Origin of the sequence: Methylobacterium tarhaniae (genome assembly GCF_001043955.1) — a bacterium.
GTDB lineage: Bacteria > Pseudomonadota > Alphaproteobacteria > Rhizobiales > Beijerinckiaceae > Methylobacterium > Methylobacterium tarhaniae.
Map to the genome: position 1 here is coordinate 1 of NZ_LABZ01000067.1, position 24,119 is coordinate 24,119.

General features: G+C 63.0%; 20 protein-coding genes, 1 tRNA gene, 2 rRNA genes and 1 pseudogene. 15 read left to right on the forward strand and 9 right to left on the reverse strand.

Going from position 1 to position 24,119, the window contains the following annotated elements:
- The 3 genes from VQ03_RS10440 to VQ03_RS10450 all read left to right on the forward strand — a co-directional run.
- Positions 1-341: ribosomal RNA gene (locus tag VQ03_RS10440) — 23S ribosomal RNA — on the forward strand; the annotation flags it as partial.
- A 113-nt stretch (positions 342-454) separates the two neighbouring features.
- Positions 455-570 (forward strand): 5S ribosomal RNA (gene rrf, locus VQ03_RS10445).
- Positions 571-615: 45 nt separating this feature from the next.
- Positions 616-692, forward strand: a tRNA-Met gene (locus VQ03_RS10450).
- 937 nt (positions 693-1,629) lie between these two features.
- On the opposite strand, the gene VQ03_RS10455 is transcribed toward VQ03_RS10450, so the two are convergent.
- Together VQ03_RS10455 and hflX are read right to left on the reverse strand one after the other, a co-directional pair.
- A complete protein-coding gene (locus VQ03_RS10455; protein WP_048450815.1) occupies positions 1,630-3,774 on the reverse strand; it encodes a helicase-related protein in 2,145 nt (714 codons plus the stop codon).
- A gap of 115 nt (positions 3,775-3,889) precedes the next feature.
- Positions 3,890-5,315: pseudogene (gene hflX, locus VQ03_RS10460) on the reverse strand (GTPase HflX).
- A 353-nt stretch (positions 5,316-5,668) separates the two neighbouring features.
- Between hflX and VQ03_RS10465 the strand changes: the two are divergent.
- Positions 5,669-5,887 (forward strand): hypothetical protein, encoded by a 219-nt coding sequence (locus VQ03_RS10465; protein ID WP_048450816.1) that lies wholly within the window; start codon positions 5,669-5,671, stop codon positions 5,885-5,887.
- 163 nt (positions 5,888-6,050) lie between these two features.
- Positions 6,051-6,242, forward strand: coding sequence for a hypothetical protein (locus VQ03_RS10470; RefSeq protein ID WP_048450817.1), 192 nt, complete (start codon positions 6,051-6,053; stop codon positions 6,240-6,242).
- 33 nt (positions 6,243-6,275) lie between these two features.
- Here VQ03_RS10470 and VQ03_RS10475 read toward each other — a convergent pair whose 3' ends face one another.
- Positions 6,276-6,485 (reverse strand): hypothetical protein, encoded by a 210-nt coding sequence (locus VQ03_RS10475; RefSeq protein WP_048450818.1) that lies wholly within the window; start codon positions 6,483-6,485, stop codon positions 6,276-6,278.
- A 665-nt stretch (positions 6,486-7,150) separates the two neighbouring features.
- Positions 7,151-7,921 carry a potassium channel family protein gene (locus VQ03_RS10480; RefSeq protein WP_048450819.1) on the reverse strand — a complete coding sequence of 257 codons (771 nt, stop codon included), beginning with the start codon at positions 7,919-7,921 and terminating at the stop codon, positions 7,151-7,153.
- 169 nt (positions 7,922-8,090) lie between these two features.
- On the opposite strand from VQ03_RS10480, the gene VQ03_RS10485 reads away from it, so the two are divergent.
- Together VQ03_RS10485 and nhaA are read left to right on the forward strand one after the other, a co-directional pair.
- The gene (locus VQ03_RS10485; protein WP_048450820.1) at positions 8,091-8,291 is read left to right on the forward strand and encodes a hypothetical protein; all 201 of its coding nucleotides are present in this window, start codon (positions 8,091-8,093) and stop codon (positions 8,289-8,291) included.
- A 97-nt stretch (positions 8,292-8,388) separates the two neighbouring features.
- Positions 8,389-9,597, forward strand: coding sequence for a Na+/H+ antiporter NhaA (gene nhaA / locus VQ03_RS10490; protein WP_048450821.1), 1,209 nt, complete (start codon positions 8,389-8,391; stop codon positions 9,595-9,597).
- Positions 9,598-9,797: 200 nt separating this feature from the next.
- Here nhaA and VQ03_RS10495 read toward each other — a convergent pair whose 3' ends face one another.
- The 3 genes from VQ03_RS10495 to VQ03_RS10505 form a co-directional block, all read right to left on the reverse strand.
- On the reverse strand, positions 9,798-11,489 hold the full coding sequence (locus VQ03_RS10495; RefSeq protein ID WP_048450822.1) for a methyl-accepting chemotaxis protein: 1,692 nt from the start codon (positions 11,487-11,489) through the stop codon (positions 9,798-9,800).
- 483 nt (positions 11,490-11,972) lie between these two features.
- Positions 11,973-12,209: a hypothetical protein gene (locus VQ03_RS10500; RefSeq protein ID WP_048450823.1), complete on the reverse strand. Its 237-nt coding sequence runs from the start codon at positions 12,207-12,209 to the stop codon at positions 11,973-11,975.
- Positions 12,206-12,457 (reverse strand): hypothetical protein, encoded by a 252-nt coding sequence (locus VQ03_RS10505; protein ID WP_048450842.1) that lies wholly within the window; start codon positions 12,455-12,457, stop codon positions 12,206-12,208. The genes VQ03_RS10500 and VQ03_RS10505 overlap by 4 nt, the downstream gene beginning before the upstream one ends.
- Before the next feature lie 1,744 nt (positions 12,458-14,201).
- Between VQ03_RS10505 and VQ03_RS10510 the strand changes: the two genes are divergently transcribed.
- From VQ03_RS10510 to VQ03_RS32970, 5 genes are all read left to right on the forward strand, one after another.
- Complete coding sequence (locus tag VQ03_RS10510) at positions 14,202-15,095, forward strand: SMP-30/gluconolactonase/LRE family protein (protein WP_048450824.1); 894 nt, start codon at positions 14,202-14,204, stop codon at positions 15,093-15,095.
- A 57-nt stretch (positions 15,096-15,152) separates the two neighbouring features.
- Positions 15,153-16,982, forward strand: coding sequence for a glycoside hydrolase family 15 protein (locus VQ03_RS10515; RefSeq protein WP_048450825.1), 1,830 nt, complete (start codon positions 15,153-15,155; stop codon positions 16,980-16,982).
- Positions 16,983-16,999: 17 nt separating this feature from the next.
- Positions 17,000-17,962, forward strand: coding sequence for a TIGR03885 family FMN-dependent LLM class oxidoreductase (locus VQ03_RS10520; protein ID WP_048450826.1), 963 nt, complete (start codon positions 17,000-17,002; stop codon positions 17,960-17,962).
- 555 nt (positions 17,963-18,517) lie between these two features.
- A complete protein-coding gene (locus VQ03_RS32965; protein WP_157064061.1) occupies positions 18,518-18,883 on the forward strand; it encodes a hypothetical protein in 366 nt (121 codons plus the stop codon).
- Between the two features lie 785 nt (positions 18,884-19,668).
- On the forward strand, positions 19,669-19,953 hold the full coding sequence (locus VQ03_RS32970) for a hypothetical protein (protein WP_157064062.1): 285 nt from the start codon (positions 19,669-19,671) through the stop codon (positions 19,951-19,953).
- Positions 19,954-19,992: 39 nt separating this feature from the next.
- On the opposite strand, the gene VQ03_RS10525 is transcribed toward VQ03_RS32970, so the two are convergent.
- A complete protein-coding gene (locus VQ03_RS10525; protein WP_048450827.1) occupies positions 19,993-20,427 on the reverse strand; it encodes a hypothetical protein in 435 nt (144 codons plus the stop codon).
- Positions 20,428-20,641: 214 nt separating this feature from the next.
- On the opposite strand from VQ03_RS10525, the gene VQ03_RS31780 reads away from it, so the two are divergent.
- From VQ03_RS31780 to VQ03_RS10535, 3 genes are all read left to right on the forward strand, one after another.
- On the forward strand, positions 20,642-20,884 hold the full coding sequence (locus VQ03_RS31780) for a recombinase family protein (RefSeq protein WP_083467911.1): 243 nt from the start codon (positions 20,642-20,644) through the stop codon (positions 20,882-20,884).
- 433 nt (positions 20,885-21,317) lie between these two features.
- Complete coding sequence (locus tag VQ03_RS10530; RefSeq protein WP_048450828.1) at positions 21,318-21,578, forward strand: hypothetical protein; 261 nt, start codon at positions 21,318-21,320, stop codon at positions 21,576-21,578.
- Positions 21,579-21,798: 220 nt separating this feature from the next.
- Positions 21,799-22,434, forward strand: coding sequence for a recombinase family protein (locus tag VQ03_RS10535; RefSeq protein WP_048450829.1), 636 nt, complete (start codon positions 21,799-21,801; stop codon positions 22,432-22,434).
- 525 nt (positions 22,435-22,959) lie between these two features.
- Here VQ03_RS10535 and VQ03_RS10540 read toward each other — a convergent pair.
- Positions 22,960-23,601 carry a hypothetical protein gene (locus VQ03_RS10540; RefSeq protein WP_048450830.1) on the reverse strand — a complete coding sequence of 214 codons (642 nt, stop codon included), beginning with the start codon at positions 23,599-23,601 and terminating at the stop codon, positions 22,960-22,962.
- Positions 23,602-24,119: the final 518 nt, after the last annotated feature.

Consider the following 24,119-nt stretch of genomic DNA (forward strand, 5'->3'; position numbering starts at 1 on the left):
TTGCCTGTTCGCCGATTAAAGTGGTACGTGAGCTGGGTTCAGAACGTCGTGAGACAGTTCGGTCCCTATCTGCCGTGGGTGCAGGAGTTCTGAGAGGATCTGTCCCTAGTACGAGAGGACCGGGATGGACGGACCTCTGGTGGACCTGTTGTGGCGCCAGCCGCAGTGCAGGGTAGCTATGTCCGGTCGGGATAACCGCTGAAGGCATCTAAGCGGGAAACCCCCCTTGAAACGAGAACTCCCTCGAGAGCCGTGGAAGACGACCACGTGGATAGGCTGGATGTGCAAGCGCGGCAACGCGCTGAGCTGACCAGTACTAATCGCTCGATCGGCTTGATCGCTCTCATGATCCGTGTCCGGATCAATCCAACAACCACACACGATGAAGACACGTAGGCGGCCCAAGCGGCTGCCACTCACAAAAAATGCTTGCCGAACGGACGTGCTTGGCCGGTCTGGTGGTCAGAGCGGGGTGATCAGAACCCGATCCCATCTCGAACTCGGCCGTTAACCGCCCCAGCGCCTATGGTACTGTGTCTCAAGACATGGGAGAGTCGGTCACCGCCAGACCTGCCAAGCACGTCACCACATTCCCTCACCACGATCACACCCTGGCGCGGGGTGGAGCAGCCCGGTAGCTCGTCAGGCTCATAACCTGAAGGTCACAGGTTCAAATCCTGTCCCCGCAACCAAATTTGAACACCAGCAAGCCCGCCGCGCTTAGCGCAGCAGTTTGCCTGGCGCACGGCTCTGGACAGAACGAGGTGACGCCGGATGTACGCGCACTTCGCTGATGGACCAGGGTCGGGTGCAGGTCGAGGCCACCCCGACACCGGCGCACTACTCCCGCGAGGGATAGCCCATCGCTCTTCGGCCGGTGGAGTAAGCAGACGTGCTCGCACCCTCGACGCTGCACAAACCCCTCCCAATAGCCCGTCCCTGTCGCAAGGGGCGGGCTTTTTGCGTTTGGAGGTTGCATCCACAGCCGACAGGAATGTCACCGCTCCAGGAGCCGGCGAGGTAATTCCTCACCTGTCCTGCTCAGGACGCCGTGGATGACCTATCAACGGACAGAATTATGGCTTGTAGCGGTCTGCCGGCGAGGGTCGATCCGGATCACTCGCAGGACCCAGCACCTCGGTGAGTCGCCGGTTGCTCAAGGAGCGATCGCCTTGCTCCGTATGGTCAGGATCGCTCTGACTCGGGTTTCCGGGGCTCGCCCCGACGCTTCGCTTCGCGAACCCCTCCGCTCGATCTTCGCCCTTTGGCTCGGCCATCATCAGCGCCCGTCGTTCTTCAGAGAGCCGCTCGGCTCCCCCTTGGTCTGGCCGCCGCCGGTGCCAATCGAACCAACACTCGCAGCCGGTGAACCACCAGGACGCGTGCCGCCGGGCTGAAGCGGGGTCGCCAAGCCGCTGGAGGCCTTCGGTGGATCGGCGGAGGAGAACCCCTTGTTCGGGCTCTCGGGCTTACGGTCGTTCATCGGCAACCCTCCGGATGATCGATGGGTCAATCAGCAGCAGGTGCGCCGGTTTCAGCGGAGCCACAAAGTGTTGGCCAACGTGACCACCTGAGCCTGCAACGACGGAGCGCAGTCTCGGCGAGCTCGAGCGTGGTCCCGCCGCTGCTTCATCGGGCTCCCGCGGTTCGACGCGAGCGGCGCTCGACCTTACGCGTGGCCGTCTCCCTGAGATGCTGCTCAATTGCGTCGTTGGCTCGACCGCGCATGGCCCGGATCGCCTCTACATCGTCGAAGGTGTCGGGGAAACGTCGCGATAGCCACAGATAGGCGCTCGCCAGCTTGACCGTGCGCTCCTGGTAGTCGAGCTCCCCTCGCAGGTTCGCCCGAAGGGCCGGCACGCTGGCGCCCGCCGCACGTGCCTGGGTCCAGCGCTCCAGAACCGCCATGGCGACCTCGTCGCGCCGATCTACCGGGCAGACCGAGAACGCGAACTTCTCCTGGATCGGCAGGCGTGCGCGATCGACCAGCCGGGCGACCTCGAGGATCTCCTCCAGAGCTGAGGGCTGGAACGGTGAGCCCGCGTAGAAGGTGGCGCGAGCGAAATGCGCCAGGACCTCGCGCAGGCTCTGGGTCTGCATCTCATCGGCAACCGAGTTGATCGCGATCAGGTCGGGCCGGACGAAGAAGCGGGTGTCCGCGGCCGGTGCCGTCGGCGCACCGCCGAGCGCGGTCCTGAGCGGCGCAATGCCGTCCTCCTCGCAGGCCGCGACGTAGCCGACCTCCTGGTGCCCGAACCGGCCGGCTCGGCCGGCGATTTGCCGGATCTCGGAATTCGTCAGTGCGCGCTCCTCAACGCCGTCGAACTTGCGCACTGCCGAGAACACGATGCGCTTCAGGGGCCCAAGGTTCAGGCCCATGCCGATCGCGTCGGTGGTCACGAGGACGTTCGCCTCGCCGGTACGGAAGCGGGCGGCCTCGGCCCTGCGCACCTCCGGCGAGAGCGCGCCGTAGATCGTCGCGACGTGGTGGCCGGCCGCGACCAGGAACTCGCGGTTCTCGTGCACGGCGCGGCGCGAGAAGGCTACGACGGCGTCGCCCGGCTCGACCTTCTCCAGTGGGACCGGCTCGTCCATCAGCACGAGGGGCGTCTTGCGCTCGAAGGTGACGACCTCCAGCGACTCACCAGCCGCCTCGGCCGCCCGGCGAACGTAGGCCAGAGCGTCGTCCGACCCGCAGACGATGACGGTTTTGGCCGGCACGCCGAACAGGGCGTTGGTCCAGGCCCAGCCGCGATCGGGATCGGCGAGCATCTGGATCTCGTCGATCACCGCGACGTCGACGGGTCGTGTCAGGTCGGCCGTCTCGATCGTGCGCGCGGTGTGCGTCGGGTTCGCCTCGCCGAGCACTTCCTCGCCCGTGACCATGCCGGCGCGCAGGCCCCGCTCCAGGAGCGTCTCATAGTTCTCGAGTGCCAGGAGGCGCAAAGGCGCGAGATAGGTGCCGGTCGCCGCTTCGGTCAGCATCTTGAGGGCGGCGTAGGTTTTGCCCGAGTTGGTGGGGCCCATGTGAAACAGGATGCGCCGATTGAGCCGACGCGCCGCGGTGAACTTCTCGATGTAGGCGCCGAAGCCGACTCGGTCCCGCAGGCGGCGGAGCCGGGAGTCCTGATGCGCAACTGTCCTGGCGCGTTTGCGCACGGGGGTGAGGGTGTGGAACAGCGATCCCGCGAGATCCTCGTCGAAGGCGAACGGCCGGGATCTCAGCGAGCGGTCGAGCTGCGCGATGTAGGCGGAAGCGTCGGCCCCGACCTCGTGCAGGTCGAGACGGATCTGGTCGCGCAGACGCTCAACCGGCCGGCGCAGCTCGCCGGTGACCCGAGCGGTGACCTGCGTGATGGCAGCGCGCAGCTCGTCGAGCCGCCACTTCGGGTCGTTGCGGTGCGCCATACCCCGGAGGATGGCGGTGACGGCTGCATCCGGCGGCGCGTCGACCCGCAGCTCCAGGCGGCCATCATCGAGGAGCGGGATCGCGACCCGCACGCTCCAGGTGATGGCGTGGCTGCTCGAGACCACGGCCCTGAGGCCTGGGACCGCCCGCCGCAGCGCCTCGATGCCGGTCTCGGCGAAAGCGCGGTTGGCCTTCATCGCCCGCAAGCCGCGCACAACCCGAGCCTCGTCGACGTAGCCGCCGAACTCAGGCAGGCCGAGATGAGCCCGCAGAGCCTCAAGATCGACCGTCTGGGATGGCGGCCCCAGACGCGCGACGATCTCGCTCAGGATCTCGGTCGTGGGCTGCACGCGTCTACGTGGCACGGATTGCCTCCTCTCTCCCTGCGCTTTGGGCAGGGGCTCTTCGTCACCGCCGGCGGGATCGCAAGGCTGCCCGTCGACGAGGCCCCCGTTCTCGCCGCTCGATCCGGCAAGGACCTCATCCCGTTCGGTGGAGCGTCCGTGCCCCAGGGAAGCGATGGAGGAAGCGTGGCTCCTTCTCCGGCGCGATCCGGATGGCGAGGTGCACCGTGCCGTTCACCTCCTCGCGCCGGTCGAGCACTTCGGCGTTCTCATAGAGCCAGTGCAGCTGCGCACCGTCCTCGGGTGCAAGTACCACCGCGAAGGCCGAGCGGCTGCGTGCCAAGCGCGCCTCGATGCGGCTTGTGAGCGCCGAGAGCCCCTCCCCGGTCACGGCCGAGACCAGGACCGGCGCTGTGCTGTCACGGTCGTGGCGGCCGTTCTCGCCGTCCTTGATGCTGAGGTTGAGCAGACGCGTGCGCTCGGCTTCATCGAGCAGGTCGGCCTTGTTCCACACCTCGATGATGCGGTCGGCATGGGAGCGGATGCCGAGCTCATCGAGAACCTGTCCCACATCCTCGGCCTGGGCCTGGGTGTCGGGATGGGCGACGTCGCGGACGTGGAGCAGGATGTCGGCCTCGATCACGTCCTCCAGCGTCGCCCGGGAATGCGGCGATCAGCATGGTCGGCAGGTCGGAGATGAAGCCCACCGTGTCGGACAGGATCACGGTCTCGCCATGCGGCATCCGGGTGGCCCGTGCGGTCGGGTCGAGGGTGGCGAACAGCATGTTCTCGGCCAGCACGTCGGCCTTGGTCAGGGCGTTGAACAAGGTCGACTTGCCCGCATTGGTGTAGCCGACCAGTGCCACGATCGGGTACGGCACGCGCGCCCGGCTGCGGCGGTGCAGGCCGCGGGTGCGTGTCACGCTCTCGAGCTCACGCTCGATGCGGGTCATCCGCTCCTGGATCATCCGCCTGTCGGCCTCGATCTGGGTCTCGCCCGGGCCGCCGAGGAAGCCGAAGCCGCCGCGCTGGCGCTCGAGGTGGGTCCAGGACCGCACCAGGCGGCTACGCTGGTAGGCGAGATGGGCGTGCTCGACCTGGAGCGTGCCCTCGCGGGTCGAGGCGCGGCGCCCGAAGATCTCCAGGATCAGGCCGGTGCGGTCGATGACCTTGACGCCCCAGGCCTTCTCCAGGTTGCGCTGCTGCACCGGCGACAGGGCGCAATCCATCACCACGAGGCCGACCTCCTCCGCCTTGATCAGGCCGGCCAGCTCGTCGACGCGTCCCTTGCCGAGGTAGGTCGCTGGGCGGATCCTGGGCAGGTTCAGCGGAATGGCCTGGACCACGTTGAGATCGACGGCCGCCGCGAGGCCCGCGGCCTCGTCGAGGCGTGCTGCTATGGAGCGCAGGTTCTGAGTCTGCGCTGCGCCGGAGGCCGAGGCTGACGCATTGTGGGTCGGATAGGGGCCGATCACGAGTGTTCGCGTGCGCGCCGCGATCTCGATCTCCGGAGGGCCTGGTGGCTGAAGGCGGACGTCGTCCGAGACAGGATACTCACTCATGACGGTCTTAATTCCCGTCGGGCTTAAAAGGTGCCGGTCACAGCGCTCCCCCTCGTCGCTCCAGGCGTGAGCAAGGTGGCTGGCTCACTCGCGGCGTACCTCGTACCGGCGAGGGGGATCTGTCTGGCACCAGGAGGAGATCAACAGACCGGGGCGCTAATTCGGCAGGACCTGGATCCGCGCGGCTCAGGGGTATCTACGCCCGGCCTTCAGGGCCACCGAGGCATCGGGCATCCTGCTCAATCCTGTCCGGACTGCCGGTTGTAGGTCGAGGATGGCGAGCTGCGAGCCTATCGGGCATCACCATGCAACCTATGGCAAAGACGATCCATACCGAGATGGTACGATCGGGCATGGGCAGCAAGAAACTTACGGCGTTCACGGTGGCCGTGAAATCCCAAGGTGACAACCAGCTCTTTACCTGCGCTGTCTTGGTCGGAGATGCCACGGACGCGCTCGACACCATCAAAGCTGTGTACGGTAGAGAGGCTCAAACGGAGCTGTGCGGCCACCTCTCTACCAAGCTCGCTGCTCAGCTAAAGCTCAAACCTGGCAAGCCGACCCCGATCTAACGTCAGTGCATCATCATCTTGGCCAGACGCAAGAGAGCCTTGCTTGAAATTGATCTTGCGACGCGCCCCTGCACCGTTCCACAAACGAGTTGGCTCGCCAGCACAGATCCCGAGCAAGAGGTAATGTATGGTTGGACCATCACAGCCCATTCACGATGCCACGATGAAGAAGCTGGTTGCTCTCTTGCAGGAGCACCTGCCGAGCTCGGCTCACCGTGCCCGCACCTACCTTCTCGAACAGCTCCATGCGCTGGAAGGCGAAGCCTTGGAGACCAGGGCCGACTTACGAACGCTTCAGTCGATCCGCGCAGCGCAGCACTTCATCCAGGCGAGCGATCCGCTCATGGGCGGGTAGCGGTCTACTGGGCACGACTACAACCTTGAGGAGCTACTTGGTGATCCGCTTCGGCGAGATCGGATCGCTGGCCGGGAACGTCTCTTCTACCGCCTGATCAAGCAACTGGTCCTGCCGCTCCTCAAGATCGTCGCCGGGCTTGAGCTGACCGGGAGCACTGGCGGCCGCCAGATCCGCCTTGGCCTTGCCAGGATCGTGCGGGTGGTCCTCCTCGTCATCGGTGCTCTTCGTCGGGTCGATCATTCGCGTCCTCCAAGTGCTAATGACACTCAACGTGCAGGATCTGGCGGTGTTCGTTCCGTCACTCTCTCCGAGCGCGCGCTTGGCCGGACGGATCAGAATTTCTACCGTCGTTCGCTCCCTTGGCGTTTTCACATAGTACCTACCCCGAGCGGCCATTCCGCCTGTGGACCGGGATGTAAGAAAAACGACCCGTTCCTGACGGGCTATCGGGTCGGCCAAGGCTGACGCGCCTTACGCCGAGATCCCATTCTTCCGAGGATGTCAGGAAACCCTGTCAGCCATTTAGATGACAGGAAAACGCTCAAGGAGCCCGACAATCGCGGTCCCCTGCCCGGTCCATTGAGGCCTGCCTCATCGGACCGGTCCAGATCGGCGTGTCTCGGGTCCACATAAGTGGCATCTCAGATTGGAAAGTGCCGTTGTTCGGCTTCTAAAGCCCGTCTGGACCGGCTATGCGCCCTCGACATGTCCGCATGGGTATACCCTAACGGATTTTGGGCGTCGCCTTAGGCCGCTTTCGACCCCTCTCGGACGTTCGGGCGCGCCTCCTGTAATGACCGAAATTGGGCGAACAGCAGCCTACCTTTCCCAAGCCGCCGAAGCACCGCCTCAATCTGCACCGGCCGAACTGCTGGCCGAGCAAGATCCAACCCGGCACGGCGGCCTCAGTATGCGCCTTCGTCAGGGATGTTCAGTGTGGTGCCGCAAGCCTTGCAGTGCACCGCATCGGGCTCGTGCCGCTGCAGGCCACAGGTTGGGCAAGGAAAGCGCACCTTGTAGGGCCGGAATACCACCTGGGCGAGGCGGAAGAACAGCGTCACGCCGCAGATCATTACGAACACCGAGATCAGTCGCCCGGACGTGCCCGGCAGGGTGATATCGCCGTAGCCGGTGGTCGTCAGCGACGTGACTGTGAAGTAGAGCGCATCGACCGGGCTGCCGATTGCCGGGTTGCTGCCGACCTGCGTGACGTAGACCACGCCCGTCATCACGAACACGAACACCACCAGGTTGGTGGCGGCGAGGATCGCCTCCTCGTTGAGACGGAAGAACGGGCTGTCGTGGCGCAGGCGTTCTAGCAGCTGGTAGGTCCGCAGGAGGCGGAGCGTGCGCAGGATGCGCAAGAAGCCGACGCCCTGCACGAACATCGGCGCCAGGAACGAGACGATCGCCACCACATCCGTCCAGGTGCTCAAGCGCAGGAACTCGCGGGCGGGCGCCCGGCTGATCATCAGCCGGCCGAGGAAGTCGGCCAGCACGCCCAGGCCGAGAGCCACGTCCAGAGCGACGATCCACGGCGAGAGCGGCAGGAACGAAGTCACGATCACGAAGGCGACCGTCGCGATGTCGAACGCGAGCAGGGTGTAGCGGAAGCGGTGCGCCTGGTCGGTGTCGCCCTCGTAGAGGGCCTGCAGTCGGGCTTTCAGGGGGGTCATGGGTCCAGTCGGGCAGGTGGAGGTGCCCCATAGCGCATCTGGCGCCTGGGCGCCCGGTTGCACACTTTCCTCATCAATGGGATACGAGCGCCAAGGTGTGCGGCCTCATGATGAGGCTTGCAGGATCTCAACCGCTGGTCGGGCCGCCAGTGGGGGGAGACCTGTGCCCATGCTTCATCCGACCAGCCACCGTCGTTTCCGGTTATCGGCCGCCCGCCGCCGCGCCCCGGTGGCCGTTCGCGCCGCCGACGTCGTCCTAGCGGTCGCGCTCGTCGCCATCCTCGGTGTGGTCTGCCTCATGCTGGTCAGCAGCCTGATCGGCACCAGTGACGATCTGGCCACGGCCCCGACCTCAGCGCAGCCAGCGTGACAGGCCTGCCTCGGCCCGGCCGCCCTCATGAAAACAGTATCTCTGAACATCGGCAAGTTCCGCTGCCCCATCCCCTGCGGACCGGAAAGGTAACGGTATGACTGTCCAGACGCCGTTATCCATTCGCCGGCCGTTCTCGGCTTTGCGCTCCATGCTGCACAATGAAGCCAGCGGTGGCTTGGTGCTGATGGCGAGCGCCGCCCTCGCGCTGATCGTCGCCAATTCCTCCTATGCGGATACCTACTTTGAGGCACTGAAGGCCTATCTCGGCCCTCTGAGCCTGCTGCACTGGATCAACGACGCCTTGATGGCGGTGTTCTTCCTACTGGTTGGTCTGGAGATCAAGCGCGAGATGCTGGACGGGCGGCTGCGCACCTGGCCGGACCGCATCCTGCCCGGCGTCGCCGCCCTCGGCGGCATGCTGATGCCGGCGCTGGTCTACGCAGCGATCAACTGGCACTCGCCAGAAACCCTGCGCGGCTGGGCGATCCCGGCCGCTACTGACATCGCCTTTGCGCTCGGAGTGCTCGCGCTGCTCGGCTCGCGCGTACCGGTCTCACTCAAGGTCTTTCTGACCGCGCTGGCGATCATCGACGACCTCGGCGCAGTTCTCATTATCGCGGCATTCTACACCGCCGATCTCTCGCTGCCGATGCTCGGCGGCGCGGGCCTGACGCTCGCCGTGCTCTACGGCCTGAACAAGGCCGGCGTCGCGCGCCTGTGGCCCTACTTGTTGCTCGGCGCCGTGCTGTGGGTGTTCGTGCTTAAGTCGGGCGTGCACGCCACAATCGCGGGCGTGCTGCTGGCGCTCACGATCCCCCTGCACGTCAGCATCGGCAAGCCGGACGATCCGACCTCGCCGCTGCACATTCTCGAACATGCCCTTCACCCGTGGTCGGCGTTCCTGATCCTGCCGATCTTCGGGTTCGCCAACGCGGGCGTGTCGCTGGCCGGCTTCAAGCCGGGCATGCTGCTCGATCCGGTCACGCTCGGGGTCGCGCTCGGCCTGTTCGTCGGCAAGCAACTCGGCGTGTTCGGGTTCGTGCTGGCGGTGGTCAGGCTCGGCTGGGCGCAGCGACCGGCCCGCGCGACCTGGCTGCAGGTCTACGGGGTGGCGCTGCTCTGCGGGGTGGGGTTCACGATGAGCCTGTTCATCGGTCTCCTGGCGTTCGCCAGCAGCCCCGAGCTGGAGGCAGAGACCAAGATCGGCGTTCTAACCGGCTCGCTGCTCTGCATGGCAGCCGGGGCGCTGGTGCTCAGGCTGGCTCCACGTGCGCCCGCACCGGCAACGTCGCGAATGTCTTGATCATCGAGGTGTGGGGTCGAATGGCCGAAGGACCGTTTCGACACGAGATCCGGATATTTGAAGCGGAGCTAACGAACATCTGCTCCCCACCCAGTGCGGCCCATGGGAAGGTCCGCTGCTAGGCTGTCGACGAGATGGATGCGGGCGACTGGATGGGTTGGTTTTTCTGTCGGTCAGCTTCAGCTCGTCGATGGGGCGGGTCAGGCCGCTCGAACGGTGGCGAGGAAGCGAGCGACTTCGGCGCTAAGATGCTCGGATTGCCGTGACATCTCCGAGGCTGCCGACAGAACCTGACTGGCCGCCGCTCCCGTCTCCTCCGACGCCTGCGCCACACCAGCGATGTTGCCAGTCACCTCATTCGTCCCCGTCGAGGCCTGCGCGACGTTGCGCACGATCTCCTGCGTGGCCGCACCCTGCTGCTCCACTGCCGCCGCGATCGAAGTCGCCACGCTGTCAATCTCCCGGATCCGTCTGGTGATCCCGCCAATTGCTGACACCGCCTGCGCGGTGACCCCCTGAACCTCGCCGATCTGGCGCGCGATTTCCTCGGTCGCCTTGCCAGTCTGCTCGGCCAACGCTTTCACTTCGCTCGCCACCACCGCGAAGCCGCGGCCGGCCGCTCCTGCCCGGGCTGCCTCGATCGTGGCGTTGAGCGCCAAGAGGTTGGTCTGGCCGGCGATGCTCGAGATCATCCCGACCATGTCGCCGATCCGGGCTGCGTTCTGGCTAAGCGCCTGGACGAGGTGCGCGGTCTGGTCGGCCTCACCCACCGCCGCCTGAGCGAGATGGGCTGAGCCGGTCACCTGCCGACCGATCTCCTGCACCGACGAGCCAAGCTCCTCTGCAGCCGCCGCGACCGTGTTGACGTTCGTAGACGCCTCCTCGGCAGCGGCCGCCACGGTGGTGGACTGGCTGGCCGTCTCCTGGGCGGTTGCCGTCATCTGCTGGGCAGTGGCCTGGAGTTCAGTGGCGGAAGACGAGACCATGCCGATGATGCCGCCGACCGCACGCTCGAAGCCGTCGGCGAGTTCGATCATGGTGCGCTTGCGCTCCGCTGCAGCGGCTGCTTCGGCGCGATGCTTGACCTCGGCCTCCTCGGCGGCCTTGCGGGCGACCATGGCCTTGATGCCTTCAACCGCCTTGCCCACGGCACCGATCTCGTCGCCGCGGGCAGCTTCCTCGATCTCGGCGTCGATCTCGCCCCGAGCCATCCGCTGGAGTACGCCCACGAGGCTGCCGAGCGGACGCGTGATGCCGAAGACTACGATCAGAGCCGAGAGCACCATGGCGCTGAGAAGTCCGGCCAGGGAAGCGCCAATCAACACGGTCTTGGCCCTGGTCACGGCCTCCTCGGCATTGTCGCTAGCTTGGCGCAGCTCGGCGTTCAGCCGCTCGACACGAGCTTGGACGAACTCCCGCATTTTGGTGCGTGCGGCGGAACCGTCGATGAGCAGAACCTTGGCAGCGGCGTCGTTATCATTCTTGAGACCAAGAGCATTTGCCCTGTCTAGAGCCGCGAAAAATTCCTTGAGGATAGCCTGAAGAGACTGATTAGTGGCTTTCCGCTCTGGAGTATCAGCTAGAGTAAGTAGCGTATTTACCGCTTCGTTTGAGGCTTTCACAGCCGCGTCGTAGCGAGCTCGATACACGACCATCTCCTGCTCGCGCGTCTCAAGGATGATATTGCGCGCAAGGATAGCAGCGTCGTTGGTATTGACTTGAATGGTCATTATACGTTCAAGCCGGACTGCCTGCCTTTCAACAATCTCATGCGTCTGTCCAGCAAGTTGGTTGAGACCGCCGATAGCGTAAAACACCAATCCCGCAGCGACGGCTGCCATGACTAAGAGTGGGACGGCAGCCTTAAAGAATATATTGTAATCGCGTAGCATGGCTGCACCGAATTTCTTGTTTACCTCAATCGATTATAAGATATAACACCTAAATTATAGTTAACGATCGATCTGTAATCAATTTAATCGAATAATCGATTTAGATTACAAATCGACGAAAAATTTCTGAAAAAAGAAAACGGATTGACAAAATATAAAGTAAAATTATCGTAAATATACAACATACAAATGGGCTAGTCGAGTTCCGTACACTGCATCTGTCGCAGGCTAGGGCTTTACCGGCTGACACGGCGGTCGGGGTTTACAGCCTGCTGTGGGCATGATGCTAGAATTCCCTGAGACTGCAGGGGTGAGGGTTGCGGTAGGCTCAACCCTGGGTGGGTTCAACACATCGCGCAACGTCTGCTTCCCGACCGTTCCATCGTCCGTGTGGCCGACTCGGGTCGATTGCGGAGAAGTCCGCTCGCGGATCGAAGGGCGGAGTCCGCGTGCCACCCGTTACAGACGCAGGTGGGCACGGTGTCAGGGGCTTGGAGCCGTATTCTCGTCGTCGAGCCTTAGCGACCAGACCAAGGCCCCCAGGTCGTTAGTGAGCCAGACCAGGTTGGTGTCATCGGCAACCAGGAATTCGCCCTCGGCCAGGGCCGTACTCATGGCCTCGGATGGACTGCTGGCCTTGATAACCCGTTCCAGCGTCGCGTGATCCGTCACGAGGCCATTCGGCTCACGCCAGCCGCGATGCAGCCGGAACGTCTTCACTGATGATCCCCCTGGCCCTCCGACTCGCGCTCCTTGCGCCGCTCCTTCTTGCCGGGCCTTTTGTGCGGCAGGGCATCTTCCTCATCGCCAGCCCGCTCGGTCAGTGCGAAGGCGTGCAGACGCTGGGCCTGTTCCAGATCGTCATCGACACCATGGGTCAGCGCGTAGAAGGCGGCGCGCACGATCTGCTTCTTCGTGGCGTCCGGATGCTGGTCACGGACCGCCGCGATCAGGTCCTTCCGCTTCATGTCGGGCTTCGCCAGCTTGCGCAATGTGGCCGCGAGGGCTGGATGTCGGACATGGAATTACACCTTGGCTGGTTTCAAGGTTTATAGGCGATCGACCTTGCCATGTCACAGGAGGGGGAGGCCAATCACGCCTTCCCACCCATAGCGGATCGCAGGCGCGGCGCTCCGAGGTCCGTACGTTATTCCTGCTGTCCATAGGGGCATGCCCATGCGGACATGCCAGGAATGCTGATCGCTCCAGATGAGTCTCAGGGGGCTGCCAGAGGCACGCTCTAGCTCGAGGATGCCACTCACAGACCTGTAGCGCGTCGACGTGGACCGGTCCGGTGAAGCAGGCTTCAATGGACTGGGCAGGGGGCTGCGGTTGTCGAGCTCCTTGAGTCTTTTTCTGACATCTGCATAGCTGACAAGGTTTCCTGACACCCTCCGAAACCACAGTGCTCGCGTAAGGCGCGTCAGCCTTGGCCGGTCCGCCGGCCTGTCGGGAATGGGTCGTTGTACTGACAGCTTGATCCAGGCGACGACACGACCGCTCGGGGTGGGAAGGAGCTATCGGCCTGCCCCTCCTGTGATACGACAGGATTGAGCGCTTATGACCCTGTGGGGCATCGACGCCGAGGGTTTCATGTCCGTTTACGCGACCTCGATCGGGTGACGGGAATGGGGCTCCCTATCTCGGACCGCCACCACGACGCCTTGCGATCTCCTGGCCTTCCTCGTGGAGCGCACCCGACGGCGCCCGGGTGTCATCGGCGACCGGGTGCATGCCTTCGTTCGAGGCTCGCGACGTCGGACGGCCTGCGGCGGGATCGCCCGCGGCCTGTTTCATTGCGAGCGCTCGGCGGGCGTGCGAGGCCGTCGTACTGCGCCGCCGCTCGCGCTCCTTGCTGATACGCTTCACAGCGGCTGCGAGCAGAGCCGCTTTTTCGCGGGTCCCGCTATTATCCGAGGCTGGGCGGATGCCGGAAGGTGCTGCCTTGCCCCGCACTTCTCGGCGCTGACGACGCGAAAGATCGCGAGCGCGATCACGCCGTTCGCGTAAGAGCCTGATCAGCTCTGAGATTTCGGCATCACCTTCGGCTGAAAGGTGCGGCCGACGGGAACGAGCGACCAGGTCTGCTTCGCTGGTGTCGAGAAGTCGTTGCTCACGGCGCCGCGATACCGACATGCTTCCTCCGACCAGTTGTGCTATCGCACCGTCAACCATGTCAGGCGCAAGAAGTTTCCAATGCTCAACGACTAGGCAGGAAGCACTGCGCTCGCGCACACGGCAGAAGATCTACACGGGATGAAGCTGCCCGCTCGAACGTGCCGGCATCCGGATTTGACGGTTCGGATTGATCAGAAGGCGCGTGCTGTTGGCCACGGGCGGCATTTGCGTTGCCAGCGGCCAGCCGACCCGAAAACCCCTATAGGCATTGCTAGATCGCCCATCCCGGCAACACCCCTCAGCCTTCGACTCCCTCGACCTCACTCTCACTTGCGGCTTGAGCGGGGCCACGGGAACTGCGGCGTGTATCAAGACGAAACCTGCTGCACCGAGAACGGCGCGGAGCCCCCTCGCATGCTCGAGCATTCCAGCGACGGGACCATCACCTATGGTCTGATGATGCAAGGTGGAATAATCTAGGCGATCGGACGTAAGGGTCAGAAAGCAAGAAATACAAAAAATTGCAGAACAATTGGCGGAACCAAACGCCACAACGCGCGTCGTTGCCTGCGAATTCAAGAAAAGGTTTCCACCTTGGCCTCAGCCCCGTCGATCCATGTTCTCGACCCGAGCCGCTGCCATCTGGGTGAGGGTCCCAGCTACGATCCGGCGACTGATACGGCCTGGTGGGTCGACATTCTCGAAGCGCGCCTGTTCGAACGATCCTTGCGCGAGGGAGATAGCCCAGCCCGGATCCACACGCTGCCCTTCCTGGCGAGCGACGTCGCTGCGATCGATGCTCACCGGCAGCTCCTCTCGGCGGAGGATGGGCTCTACGTCCGCACCATCAGCGATGGCTCGTTGAGCCGGCTGTGTCCGCTTGAGGCGGAGATGGCCGGTAACCGTTCCAATGACGGCCGCGTCCACCCGTCCGGCGCCCTCTGGATCGGCACGATGAGCCGCGAGGCCGAGACCGGGCGCGGCGCGATCTATCACGTCGCCGGGACCCGTGTGACTCGACTCTACGGAGGCCTGACCACGCCGAACGGCATCGCCTTCTCACCCGACGGGGCGACTGGATACTTCGTCGACACCGAAGAAGGCGTCCTGCGGCGCGTCAGCCTCGATCCGGCCACCGGCCTGCCCGTGGCGGAGCCCGAGACCCACTACGATCACAGCCACGGCGAGGGTGGAATCGACGGGGCCGCTGTGGATGCGGACGGGTTGATATGGACCGCACGCTTCGGCGCGGCCTGCCTCGACGCCTACAGCCCGGAGGGTGAACGGGTGCGCACGGTGCCGGTCCCCGTGCGTCAGCCGACCTGCCCCACCTTCGCCGGACGCAACCTCGACTGCCTACTGGTCACGAGCGGCTACGAGGGCATGGACAAGGCCGAGCGCGCTGCGGATCCGGACCACGGCCGCACGCTCCTCGTCGAGGTCGGCGTCCGCGGCCTGCTGGAGCCGGCCTTCCGCCTCGACGCCTGATGCTCTCCCGGATTGACAACGCGAAGGGCGGCCGACCGTGCCGCCAGAGGATCACACATGCCTGCCGCGGAAGACCGCCCCTACCAGCCGATCGAAGCCTACGCTCTCCTGAGCAACTGCGAAGGGGCCGCCCTTGTCGCCCGCGACGGGGCGATTGACTGGGCCTGTCTGGAGCGTTTCGACGCCGACCCGTCCTTCTCCCGCCTGCTCGACCGAGAGCGCGGCGGCCACTTCACGATCCGGCCCGAGGGGTGCTTCGAGACGACGCGGCAATATCTGAGCCGCAGCAACGTCCTCGAGACGACCTTTACGACCGAGAACGGCTTCGTCACCTTGTACGACTTCATGGTCGGGGCGGAGAGCGGCGCCAATCGGCCGCGCCTCGTTCGCCTCGTCACCGGCGTCTCCGGCCACGTGGCGATGATCGCCACCTATCGTCCACTCGCAGGCTTCTCCGACAGTTTCGCGCCGCTCTCCATCGCGGGCGGGCGCGTCTCCGCGCCGGGTTGCCCCAGCCTCATCGGGAGCACGGATTTCGTGGCGGAAGACCACCGCGCGGTGTCGCGCTTCATCCTCGAAGCCCAGCAGGAGCATAGCTTCGCACTCTACCTCGCCGACGCCCCTGATACTCTGCCGGATGCCCGCGCCCTGATGGAGGACACGCGCCGCGCCTGGGTGCTGTGGACCCGCGATGCCGCCTATGTCGGCCCCCTGGCTGACGAGTTGATGCGTTCGGCCCTCGTGCTCAAGGGCCTGACCTACGAGCCGAGCGGCGCGATCGTGGCCGCTGCCACGACCTCGCTGCCCGAGGAGATCGGCGGCATCCGCAACTGGGATTACCGCTTCTGCTGGATCCGTGACGCCTGCTTGTCCTTTTACGTGCTGAAGAAGTTCGGCATGTCCCGGGAGGCGGAGGCCTTCTTCGGCTTCGTGTCCGCTTTGTGCGAGCGCGAGGAGGGCCAGCTCAAGCCGCTCTACAGCATCTCCGGCGAGGCCGATCTCTCGGAGCAGAAGATCGCGCACTTCGAGGGCTGGCGCGGCAGCGCACCGGTGCAGCACGGCAACGAGGCTGCCGAGCAGCATCAATCCGATGCATACGGGCAGGTGCTCGACCTGCTGTATCTCTACGATCGCCTCGGCGGCACCCTGTCGGATGACATGCGCCGGCACGGCGCACGTCTCGCCGACATCTCGGCGGCCCATTGGAGTGAGCCGGATGCCGGTCTGTGGGAACCGCGCAAGCCGGAAGAACGCTACCTGCACGCTGCGATCATGAACTGGGTCGCTCTCGACCGGGCGATCCGCTTGTTCGGCGAGACGCCGGATTGGTGCCGCGAGCGCGACCGGATCGTCGCCTTCGTCAACGGCGAGGCGGTTCATCGCGACGGCTACTACCCGCAGTATCTCGGCACGGACGCGGTCGACGCGGCCGTGCTGATCGCGCCGATGGTCGGCTTTCCCGTCGACGAGGCGGTCTTCGCGCGCACCGTCGATGCCGTGATCGAGCGGCTCGGGCACGGGCACCTCGTCTACCGCTACAAGAACGACGATGGACTGCCGGGCCACGAAGGCACGTTCCTCCTGTGCGCCTTCTGGCTCGTCGATGCTCTGCTCTGGCTCGGCCGGGAGGAGGACGCCCGTATGCGCTTCGAAGCGTTGCGAGCGATGAAGAACGATGTCGGCCTCTACAGCGAGGAGGCGGCGGAGGACGGCGCGTTCCTCGGGAACTTCCCGCAGGCCTTCAGCCATCTCGGCTTCATCCACAGTGCGCTGATGCTCGACCTCTTCGAGCATGGCGGCCGCGCTGCGGTGCAGGGCACCTACGCCGACCGCTCCTTGCGCGAGACAGATGTCCGGCGCGCGCCCCGCATCGCGGGCGGTCGATGATGAGACGGGAGACCAGCATGGCACGCATCGGCTACCACGCCTCGCACGAGCAGCACGCACCCTCCGCCCTCCTCCGCCACGTGCAGGCGGCGGAGGCGGCGGGCTTCGCCTGCGCGATGTCTTCAGAGCACTTCAAGCCGTGGAGCAACGCACAGGGTCATTCGGGCCATGCCTGGTCCTGGCTCGGTGCCGCGCTGGCTACGACGCGCCTTCCCTTCGGCATCATCACCGCACCGGGCTACCGGCACCACCCGGCCGTTCTCGCGCAATCCGCTGCGACGCTCGCCGAGATGTTCCCCGAGCGCCTGTGGCTGGCGCTCGGCAGTGGTCAACGGCTCAACGAGGACATCACTGGCCTGCCGTGGCCGACCAAAGCCGCGCGCAATGCCCGGCTCGCCGAGTGTGCAAGCATCGTCCGTGCCCTTTTTGACGGCGAGACGGTCACGCATCACGGCAGTGTTACCGTCGTCGATGCGCACCTCTACTCACGCCCGAAATCCGCTCCGCTTCTCCTCGGCGGCGCTGTTACCGCAGCGAGCGCCCGCGCGGTCGGAGCCTGGGCGGACGGGCTGGTCACGGTCGGGATCAAGCCGGACAAGCTGCGCCCCGTAATCGAGGCGTTCCGTGAAGGCGGCGGCGCGGGTAAGCCGATCTTCCTGCAGACGAAGGTGTGCTGGGATCCCGACCCAGCGCGAGCGCTCGCCGAGGCTCACGCACAATGGGCTAGCAACGCCATCGAGGGCGACGTGAATTGGGAGTTGCGGTGCCCGGAGGATTTCGAGACCGCCGCCCGCTTCGTGCGCCCCGAAGACATGCACGCATCCGTGCGCATCTCGCACGATCTCGGGCAGCACGCGGCCTGGTTGACGGAACTCGCTGCGATGGGCTTTGCTGAGATCATCATCCATCAAGTTGGCACAAAACAGGAGGCATTCATCGATACGTTCGGACAGAGTGTGTTGTCACAAATCGGTTTTTGATTAGAGTGGCTAAAATGCGCAAAATTGAAGAAATATTCGTGAGAATAATTTTGAGAAATCCTAGAGCTAGCAACTCAAGAGCTTAGAGCTTGGCTGTCCGCTATCAATTTCGTCAACGAGCAGATCCATTTCGCATAGCTGCTGCCGAAGGGGGCGGCTCTGAGACCGTCGAGCCAGATCGAGGTCTCGGCATCCCACCACCGGCCGTCGTCCAGGTGGAGGATCCGCTGCGGGTTATCGCTTGGCCGGATTGTCCGAACGCGCTCGCATTGGATGTCTCGTGGTGGTTCAGATTGGGAATGCCCCTGGCTGGTCAGCCCCCATTGGAGCGGTCCGCCCTCACCCCCATGCATGGCGCACCTTGTCGCGCTGACGCATCGGGAAGGGAAGCACGTCCGCGGAATGCTCCGGGAGCACGGAGGACCGCAGGAGCCAGTTGCAGATGCAGATCGTCGGCAACAAGGTCAGCAACCCATTTCGTGAAATGGACAATGAACTAATTCCCGTAGGACACGTTGAGCCATGCCTTGGAAATTAGTCGACGGAGGTTCTGGGATGGGCAAGTTTTTTTTGCATGCGGTAGCCTGTTGTTGCATGGCATCTTATGCGTCATCGGCTTTTGCAATAAATATATCAGCCTATCATGATTCCATAAAAAATCGTAAATGTGATAATTGCAATATATATCACAATGCCAAAGATGAAATGACGGACCTTGATGAGAATGAAGCTAAGGAATTAGCAAAAACTATAGGATATACCATAATATCAAAACCAGAGAGGAAAAAAGACTATTATATTATGCTAGGTAAAAAAGGAGGGTTTTATTCAGAATTGCACGTGAAAGAAGGCAGGAAGATTTACGTCGACCGAATGGTAGACAAAAACGATCCGCAGTGGGGATCAAATATACAGCAATAAAATGCCGAAGTCCGCTTCCCACCCATAGCAGACCGTAGGCGCGGCACTCCGTGTTCCGTTCGTTATTCTGACCGCCCATAGGGACATGCCGTAAGGGACAGCATCTGCGTCCAGTGCGGCCGGCCGATCCTGAGGCCACCATGTTGCGAGACGCTTTGTGAACTAGGTGTGTCGAGGCATTGACCTCTTGGGTAGCGGTAGCGATCAGGTCGACGCTGCGGCTGATCTCGGAGACCGCCTGCGTCATGGCTTGCATATTGGCGGACATTTCTCGTGCAACTGCGGCCTGCTGCTCGACACCCTGACGCTCGCCCGGGCCGCGCGTAGGGGGCGGTGCCTCAGGGTTGATGGCCGGGTAACCAATTCCCATCATCCTGCGATGGGCCTTGTCGCGTATCGGCCCCGCGCCCCGTCAGGCCACTCGGCCGGCGGGGCTCGCTATTTCAGCGCAGCCCATTCCACGGAACAGTCCTCGGCTACGTCTGCTGAGCGAACGCCGCCAAGGGGCATTCGGTGAGTGGGTCACTATAATCTGAATGTAGATCATAGCGCGCATTTCGCTCATGCTAGCGTAGTACAAAATTACCGTCTTGCATCCCAAATTACCGGTATAAAATGACCAAGCGCATAATTCTCGCAAAGATTGTGCGAGAATGGTCATATTGTGTCTAGAAAATTACCTTCGAATTCGAAAATATCGATCTAAATGAGTATGGCAACACGTTCACATCGAGTCGGGGCTTGCATCTCAAGTGCAGTAATAAAAATAAACTTTTGGAGGAAATATGAGCGCAAGTACTATCAATATGGAAGCAATTAAACGACTGCGTGCTATCAGTGACTTAATAGAAAGTGCTGGTCAAGAAATTAAAATGGGTCCAAGCTTGTTATTGCTACTCGATGTCGTTAAAGAAGCTGAAACCGCACTTGCGTCAAGACCCACAGAGGGAATATCAAAAAAGATCATAGAAAGTTTGGAAGCTGCGATTGATTTAGCAAATAAAGAGATTTGTTTAGATTGCGATATAGTAGATCTATCGATTTTTTGGAAAAATAAAAATAACATATAGTTATATATTATAAATTTGCAGAATGATCGAATTTATGCCTCATGATATTGGATACGACCCGTGAAACAGGTCGCCCATGGCCTTGCGCCGGAACAGCGTGCGCCAGCGGCGGCGCTGGTGCTCATCGCGGTCGTGCAGCATGTGGCAGCGCTGGCAGAACGCCGCCAAGTTGGCGTCCTGGTTGTTCGCCGTGTCATGGTCGCGGTGCGCGGCTGCCAGCACCACCTTTGTGACGCGCACTCGGCCGAGCAGGTCCTCGTTGCGCAGCCGCTGCCGGAGTTTGCGCCCCTGGCCATCACGCCAACTCGCAATCTCAGGATCCCACCATCGGCCGTCGCCGAGGTGGAAGACCCGCTGGAGGTGAGGGCGGGCGCACTCCTCGCACCGGCCCCGCGCCCGGTGGAAGCGGATAGCGTCGGATAGCTGGGGCCAGTCGATGGGGTAGAAGAAGCGGTGCTCCGGCCGGATTGGCATCCCTGCTCCTCCGACTCAGCGGGTGTACTCCCGAGGGAGCTTAGCTCGTTCTAGGGTTAAGCTCGACCTATCAGAGTGACGATCCCACCGTGCCGCGGCCGATCATGTCTGTCACGCCATCTTTCAAGTAGTCCGAAAATAAGAAATCATTCCTAGAGACAGGACCAAGTTTGGGGCATATTATACCCCAAGCGCATAGTGTAATGCTAAGAAAATGGAAAAATATCCTGATCGATTTGCGCTCAAGGGGCGGCAGGCCAGTCTTCTCACGCGGCAGGAAAGCGCGAGGCTACGCGCGTTAGAACTTGCTCCTATCTTCGCCGAGGTACAGGCGGATGGCGCGACGACGTTGTCGGCTATAGCCACAGCTCTCAACGCACGCGGTGTGCCCACGGCTCGCAGTGGATCATGGTCTGCGGCGCAAGTGCAACGGGTGCTTACCAGGATCGGAGGATAGCGGCGGGCCGAGCCTCACGGGGGCAAGGCCCAAACCCGCCGATCGCGCAGACCGGGGGGCACTGCGCGATCGTATGTAAATCGCGCACAAACGGCTTGCAGGCAATCTATTCTGCCGGACTAGGTCGTGAGTGGCGAGTCGGGTAGCTCCTTATGGAGACCCGACCCGCCGGTGACGCCAGTCGAACGGCCAAAGGGCGGCAGGACTGGTGTAACTGCCGGGCCAATGCTTGCAAACGCGAACCGTTCCCACAGCAGAACACCCGCCAGAGGGTTCGGACCTTGGCGGGTATCCAGCGCTGAGGGACTGACTTTGGACCGGGGGTAGAACGGCCGGTCGCGGAAACCGTTCCAGCCTTTTTGATTAAACCGGCTTAAAGTAAATTGCTTTTACACGGTTTGGCACAATCGGGAATTTGCGCTAGGTCACACGGATGGCGCGCCGGGTGAACTACCAAATTTTTGACATGCCGGACGGACGATTTTCCGTCACGGTGACCATCGAACCGGATAAAACGATGGTGCGCACGGGCTTCGCAACTCAAGCAGAAGCGAGTGCGTGGGTCGAGGGCCTACGGGATATCATGGCAGCCCTTGGCGCGCCTGTGAGCCTCACCTTCCCCGAATATCCCGGTTCCCTCCCGCTGAACGACGTGCTGGCCTTAATCCGGAAGGCAAGCACCGAAGCCGACTGATCGCTGGCGACGACCGCGTGGCGGGTGTGCGCCGTGCCTGCTTCCCACCCAAAGTGGATCGTAGGCACGGTGCTCTGAGGCCCGTTCGTTATTCCGGCCGTCCATAGAGGCATACCGCAACGGACAGCGCCGCGACCGCCTGAAACCCTGTCCGCTAGGATTGCTTTCGCCTTACGGACATGCATCTATGCGGACGGTATATCAACGGACGTATTCGGGCATGTCGCAGACCATCCTCTACGCCCGCGTGAGCACTACGGAGCAGACCGTCGCCCATCAGCGGACGCAGGCCGAGGCCGCGGGCTTCGCGATCGACGCCGTGGTTGCGGACGACGGCGTGAGCGGCGTCAGCACCCGGCTCGCCGATCGGCCGCAGGGGCGCCGGCTGTTCGATATGCTCCGGCGCGGCGACGTGCTCGTGGTCCGGTGGGTCGATCGGCTCGGCCGCGACTACCAGGACGTGACGGACACCATTCGCGAGCTGATGCGCCGCGGCGTGATCGTCCGTACGGTCATCAACGGCTTGGCGTTCGACGGCGCCACCAAGGACCCGATGCAGCAGGCCGTGCGGGATGCGCTCATCGCTTTCATGAGCGCGACGGCCCAGGCCCAGGCCGAGGCGACCAAGGAAGCGCAGCGCGCCGGCATCGCCCACGCCAAGGCCCGGGATGATGCATACCGCGGCCGCAAGCCCAGCTACACCCGGACTCAGCTTGACGCCGTGCGGGCCCAACTCGCCCAGGGCGCCACCGTCTCAGCAGTCGCCCGGAACTCCGGCCTGAGCCGACAGACCATTTACAGGATCCAGGAAGACCCGGCGGAGGCCGAAGCGATCCTCGCCCGATGGGCGGCCTGAGCCGTTTGTGGGCCGGACCGCCGCATCTTCCTGCATACGGCGAAGCAGCTCTGCCGTGTCGCGGGTCTTGAGGGCGAGTTCGTATCCATGCGCCCGGAGACAGGCATTGTTCGAGCGGACGCGCTCTGCTGCCTCGATTGTATCTTGGGCACGTTGGAGAAGCTCGGAGGTGCGATCGTGGGGTGACATGCCACCTTGTAATGCACAGGAAGGAATTCCGATCCCGGTAGAAATCTAGATCAGCTGCTTCGGGGTGAGGCTCGACGTAGCCTATAGGGCATTGAGGCCGGAGGGTCGGGACTCGCATGCCTCCGACCGGCATGTACGGGAAATCCTACCGACGACGTTCCCATGCATCCGCTCAATTCGACGGGATTTGCCGTGCTAGGCCCATGGCTTGGTTCGTACGCGGCAAGGTCGATTGACTACCCCTGTCGGGAAACACATGTTTTCCGTACGCCCGAGCCTGACCATGCCAAATGACCGCACGGGGTGGAAAGCAAACAGCCGAAAGGCTCCTGCTGTTCAGGTTAAAAGCCTCGGACCACCAACCACCGTGATCTCGCCGCCGTGGCGTTTGACGAGGACGAGAATAACTTGCGCAAGGGTGTAGGGCTTCACGTCCAGAAGGACCACGGGAATGCGCGCCGTGTTCGGTCGCCTGCGCCATGGGTATCCCATCGTTCCGAAGCGGAACGGGTTGTATGGGGCATGGATCGGCGTCCGAAGCGTCAGACGGATCTGGTTCAATTGGCCACGACAGTAGAAAATGCGCGCCCGTGATACCGTCACCCACGGGATCGTGGTTCCGGCGCGCCGATCCTCGATCCCGTCTGCGCGAAGGATCATCACCGGGTCCGTCCGTAGGGCGTCCCTAATGCAAATCCAGGCAGTGGCAGGAGCAGAAATCGCCACCAACCCCGCTGGCAGCAAGCCGACCATAACAATCCATAATATCCACTCCGATGGATGCAAGACGAGCATCCAGAGCATCAACGCGACCACGATGAAGCTGACCACGCCCGCACTAAGAGTGAAGAGCCCGTAGAGGAGTTGGAGACTCGCATTGGTGCGGACTTCGAGGGGAAGCTCGACATTGCTTGGGGAAATGGCGTGCGACCGCCCGAAGGGCGGCACACCCGGTATCAGTACCGTCTCCATATCCATCACTTAGGCCCAGCAGCATCGAAACGGTGACGCTAAGATGGGTGCCTTTCCGCTGTCTTGCCGAGAAACCCAGATGGAAATCTGAAGGTCGTTATGGGTCGCCAGCGGACCCATGAGGCGCCCGTCCGCGTCATGTGTCAGCCAACATGCCCGACTGGCCACTTTGGATGTCGGAAAACACTTGTTTTACGTACATAGGCCTGACATGCCGAATAACTGCTGGGGGTTGGAACGGGTTTTGTCGCTGCACCTGCAAGCTGACGTTTAACCTTCGACCGAGGCAGCATATAAATACACTAAAGCGATCTGACTGGGATCGCGAGTTCTATGCGCTGGCGATCAAGTAGGGTTGGCATAACGGGATCATTGTTGAAAGGACGCCTAGCAGACGGCATCGACCCAGCGACTAGCAGCTCTTGTCGCTCTCTCAAAACATCTCTTTCTGTACCATTGCCGGCAACGCTTCTGGCAACCATGTGAGTCTAGGTTGCGTCACGGCCCCGAGCCGGGCGGGCAGG

Coding starts and splice junctions, on each gene's coding strand:
- VQ03_RS10465 (WP_048450816.1), top strand. CDS start 5,669: ATGGGCAGCAAGAAACTTACGGCGTTCACGGTGGCCGTGAAATCCCAA.
- VQ03_RS10470 (WP_048450817.1), top strand. CDS start 6,051: ATGAAGAAGCTGGTTGCTCTCTTGCAGGAGCACCTGCCGAGCTCGGCT.
- VQ03_RS10475 (WP_048450818.1), bottom strand. CDS start 6,485: ATGATCGACCCGACGAAGAGCACCGATGACGAGGAGGACCACCCGCAC.
- VQ03_RS10480 (WP_048450819.1), bottom strand. CDS start 7,921: ATGACCCCCCTGAAAGCCCGACTGCAGGCCCTCTACGAGGGCGACACC.
- VQ03_RS10485 (WP_048450820.1), top strand. CDS start 8,091: ATGCTTCATCCGACCAGCCACCGTCGTTTCCGGTTATCGGCCGCCCGC.
- nhaA (WP_048450821.1), top strand. CDS start 8,389: ATGACTGTCCAGACGCCGTTATCCATTCGCCGGCCGTTCTCGGCTTTG.
- VQ03_RS10495 (WP_048450822.1), bottom strand. CDS start 11,489: ATGCTACGCGATTACAATATATTCTTTAAGGCTGCCGTCCCACTCTTA.
- VQ03_RS10505 (WP_048450842.1), bottom strand. CDS start 12,457: ATGAAGCGGAAGGACCTGATCGCGGCGGTCCGTGACCAGCATCCGGAC.
- VQ03_RS10515 (WP_048450825.1), top strand. CDS start 15,153: ATGCCTGCCGCGGAAGACCGCCCCTACCAGCCGATCGAAGCCTACGCT.
- VQ03_RS10520 (WP_048450826.1), top strand. CDS start 17,000: ATGGCACGCATCGGCTACCACGCCTCGCACGAGCAGCACGCACCCTCC.
- VQ03_RS32965 (WP_157064061.1), top strand. CDS start 18,518: ATGGGCAAGTTTTTTTTGCATGCGGTAGCCTGTTGTTGCATGGCATCT.
- VQ03_RS32970 (WP_157064062.1), top strand. CDS start 19,669: ATGAGCGCAAGTACTATCAATATGGAAGCAATTAAACGACTGCGTGCT.
- VQ03_RS10525 (WP_048450827.1), bottom strand. CDS start 20,427: ATGCCAATCCGGCCGGAGCACCGCTTCTTCTACCCCATCGACTGGCCC.
- VQ03_RS31780 (WP_083467911.1), top strand. CDS start 20,642: ATGGAAAAATATCCTGATCGATTTGCGCTCAAGGGGCGGCAGGCCAGT.
- VQ03_RS10530 (WP_048450828.1), top strand. CDS start 21,318: ATGGCGCGCCGGGTGAACTACCAAATTTTTGACATGCCGGACGGACGA.
- VQ03_RS10535 (WP_048450829.1), top strand. CDS start 21,799: ATGTCGCAGACCATCCTCTACGCCCGCGTGAGCACTACGGAGCAGACC.
- VQ03_RS10540 (WP_048450830.1), bottom strand. CDS start 23,601: ATGGATATGGAGACGGTACTGATACCGGGTGTGCCGCCCTTCGGGCGG.